Source organism: Kineococcus siccus (assembly GCF_009906795.1).
In the GTDB taxonomy this organism is placed as follows: domain Bacteria; phylum Actinomycetota; class Actinomycetes; order Actinomycetales; family Kineococcaceae; genus Kineococcus; species Kineococcus siccus.
The window spans coordinates 1-3,225 of the sequence record NZ_JAAALN010000321.1; the positions used below are offsets into that span (position 1 = coordinate 1).

Below are 3,225 nucleotides of genomic sequence, written 5' to 3' on the forward strand. Positions count from 1 at the left end.
TGCCATGACCACCGCCGCCGCCGGCACGGCCCCCACCGACCCCTTCGCCCAGCTTTAGTGGCTCGTCGACCGCGCCGCGATCAGCGACCTGCTCGTGGAGTTGGCCCGCAGCCTGGACGTCAAGGACTTTGACGCCAACACCGCGCTGACCTGCCGGACGGGGCGTTTCAGGTGAAGGGAGCACCCTTGAAGCTCGTGGATGATGAGCAGCTCGCGAAGACCGGCTCGCCCAACGGGCTGGCGCGCTACAGCGCGACCTGGCACCTGTCGTCCAACCACGCCACCACCATCGACGGCGACACGGCCACGAGCCGCTCCTACCTTATCGGGGTCCACCGCTTCGAAGAGGACAAGCACCGGCACGCGGACGGCGCGGGCTGGTACGACTGCACGCTGCGCCGGACCCTGGAGGGTTGGCGCTTCGCCACCGTCCTGTTCCACGAGGATTGGACGGCGGGCGAGGCGCTGCCCCACGTCCCGTCGAACGCCACGACGGGTGCCGCCCTCGGCGCCCCCTGCCGGCAGCGGGCGCTGAGCACCACACCCACGACTGAACCCACCCGACCCTCAGGAGAAAATCCCATGTCGCAGACGACCACCACGTCAACCCCGGACGACGCGACTCCCGACGACTTCACCGCCGACGTCGCTGCCGACGGGACCCAGATGCCGCCGATGCCCTTCGCGTCCGAGCCCGACCAGGTCTCCGGGCCGTTCTCGGACAAGCTGCTGGGCGCGGTCATCGACTACCGCTACAGCGGGGGCCGGCACTACCAGCTGAGTTTCGACCACGACTACCACGTCACGTTCAGCATGCCCGACAACACTCCGCCGCCGTCCGCGACGGGTGAGCCGATGAAAGCCCCAGTCCTGGCCTACCGGGCGCGCGAAATCCGGCCCGACCTGATCCAGCTGCATTGGATCGTCAAGCAGGCGGCCATCCACGTCTCGATCTGCATCGACCTAGCGGAGAACAAGATCCACGCGAACGCCATGATGCCGCCGAACCGGTGGGAGTTCTTCGACACGGGGATCATCTCCAGCATCACCCGATCCTGACCGAGGCGCGGGATCCGGCCCCGGACACCCGCCACGACGAGACGCCTGGAGGGCCGCGGCCCTCCAGGCGTCTCGTCCTGCTCCGCGCCGCCCTAGTCTCGATGGTGGTGTTCGGGGCCAGAAGGTTGGTCCGCTCGGCGATGAAGTCATGACAGAGGGTGAGCTGCCTGCCGCATGCGGCGGCCGCGACGATTCCGGCGGCGAGGTCGCGCAGCTTGCGATTGGAACTCTGCGAATGCTTGGCCAACAACCGAAACGTCTCGTCGACGTAGCAGCCGGCGAGACACATCACAACGCCCTAGCCTGGTCGATGATCGAGCGGCTGGCCATGGGCGCCTGCAGGTAGGTGGTTGTGCGGTCCCGGCTGGCGAGCGGGGCGGCGTCGGCCAGGGCGATGGCGACGTGGGTGGGACGCGGTGGCGGGGTTCTGGATCTAGGCGTCGAAGGGGCCGGTGCCGTGGCGGCAGTGGAGGTTCCGGCCACCGAGGACCTGCCTCGTAAGAGGCGGGTCGATGGCCAGCGCGCTGGTGACGTCCTGGCGGTGGGCGATGGCAGCGAAGTCTAGGTAGAGCGCTGTTAAGGCCCGGGTTCTGTGCCCGTCGGCGTGGACCTATTGCGTGTCGGACTGCACGGCATCACGGTCCAAGCCTGTCTGCTCCGAGAGCCCGGGACCCGTGTCGTTGACGTCGTCCGGGTGGAGGAGGTCGACCACGTTGATGGTGAGCAGCGCCAGTCCGTCGTAGCCCAGCCGCCCGCACAGCGCGCCGTTCACCCCGAGCACGTCGCCGGCCGCACCGGGGCTCAGGGCGGGCTTCGTAGTGCGACTCCCGCGGCATAGTCGGCGAGTGCAGCGTCGCAGGCGAGCAACTCGTAGCAAAACGGAAGCAACCGCGGGGCCCGGACCTCCGCCTCACGAACAATCGCCCCTCTCGCACGGACGTCTGAAGGGTCCTTGCGTTCCGGCCGTGGGCCGGTGGGGGAAGGGCCAACAGCTATCCCGTCGTCGGCGGCGAGGACGACTCGCGGCAACCTGGGGGGAACCGCGAGCCGCCCCCGGGCTGCCGTGCTGAACCCAGTCACCGCCAGCGGTTGCGTCCACTGCTCCGGCTCAGACACCGTCCCAGACGCCGAGCCGGCTGTGCAAGGCGACGAGTGGCGGACGAACGAGCGAGGCGGCGTGCTCACGTCGCCTCCGGCATGATGTGGCCGACGCGTGGTCAACCAGCGGCTGGGTCGTCAGCACGGACACCCCAGGGGGACCGCGTGACGTCTGCCGAGGCCAGGAACAAGGCCGGTGAGGCGGCTCGACGACAAGTCGTCCCCGTCGTCGAGACGTTCATGAGCTTCTGCCGCAGCGAGGCAGGGTGCATCGGTGACGAGGAGTTGCCCGCGCTGCTCAGCCGGGCGGCGGCCCGCACCCTCGGCGTCGACGGAGCAGGCGTGTGCGTCGACGCGCCCTGCGGGCAGCGTCTGCCCTTAGGGGCCAGCGACCGGATGGCGGCGGGCGCGGAGCGTCTGCAGTTCACCGCCGGAGAAGGGCCGTGCTTCGAGGCCATGAGCACCGGGCGCCCCGTCACCGTCGATGAGACGAGCATGTGGGACCGGTGGCCCGTCCTCGCCGCCCTGCACCACGAGACGACACCCTTCAAGGCGGGCCTCGCGGTGCCCCTGCGCGAGAACGGCGTCCCCTTCGGGGTGATGGATCTCTACGACCGGCGCCCGCAGCGGATGGGAGCGCACGACGTCATCGCCGCCCAGATGATCGCCGTGGTCATCGCCGAGCAACTGCTGACGACCCTGGACACCGGACAGGCGGAGGGACTCATCGCCGCCGAAGGGTCCCCGGCATGGCTGGACGCCGCACCCGCGCGCCGCCGGCGCGAGGTGTGGGTCGCGGTCGGGATGATCAACCTCGTCCTGGGCCTGGCGCATGACGACGCCCTCGCCACCCTCCGCGGGCGCGCCGTCACGGGCGGGCAGACGCTGGACGCACTCGCCCACGCCATCGTCGTCGGTGACGTCGACCCGACGGAGCTCCTCGCGTGACCGTGCGGCAGGTACCCGAGCACCCCTCGCCAGGCGAGATGCCCCCGCTGCGGCCCCCGGCCCGGCGGACCATCGAGGACCTGGCCGCACAAGTGGCCGAGCTCGAAGAACGCGTCGAGC

The 3,225-nt window shown here is 70.1% G+C and carries 4 protein-coding genes; 2 read left to right on the forward strand and 2 right to left on the reverse strand.

All coding sequences use genetic code 11. From position 1 onward, the window contains the following. The first annotated feature begins 195 nt into the window (after positions 1-195). Positions 196-1,059: a nuclear transport factor 2 family protein gene (locus GTR02_RS20780; RefSeq protein WP_166609379.1), complete on the forward strand. Its 864-nt coding sequence runs from the start codon at positions 196-198 to the stop codon at positions 1,057-1,059. Here GTR02_RS20780 and GTR02_RS25005 read toward each other — a convergent pair. Then, entirely contained in the window at positions 1,046-1,348 is a 303-nt protein-coding gene (locus GTR02_RS25005) for an ANTAR domain-containing protein (protein ID WP_166609380.1), read from the reverse strand. The genes GTR02_RS20780 and GTR02_RS25005 overlap by 14 nt on opposite strands. A 321-nt stretch (positions 1,349-1,669) precedes the next feature. Further along, on the reverse strand, positions 1,670-1,831 hold the full coding sequence (locus GTR02_RS20790; RefSeq protein WP_166609381.1) for a hypothetical protein: 162 nt from the start codon (positions 1,829-1,831) through the stop codon (positions 1,670-1,672). 491 nt (positions 1,832-2,322) lie between these two features. Between GTR02_RS20790 and GTR02_RS20795 the strand changes: the two genes are divergently transcribed. Then, complete coding sequence (locus tag GTR02_RS20795; RefSeq protein ID WP_166609382.1) at positions 2,323-3,105, forward strand: GAF domain-containing protein; 783 nt, start codon at positions 2,323-2,325, stop codon at positions 3,103-3,105. Positions 3,106-3,225 lie beyond the last annotated feature (120 nt).

Bases quoted from the DNA above. Each gene is read 5' to 3' on its own strand.
- GTR02_RS25005 (WP_166609380.1), bottom strand. From the start codon at position 1,348: ATGTGTCTCGCCGGCTGCTACGTCGACGAGACGTTTCGGTTGTTGGCC.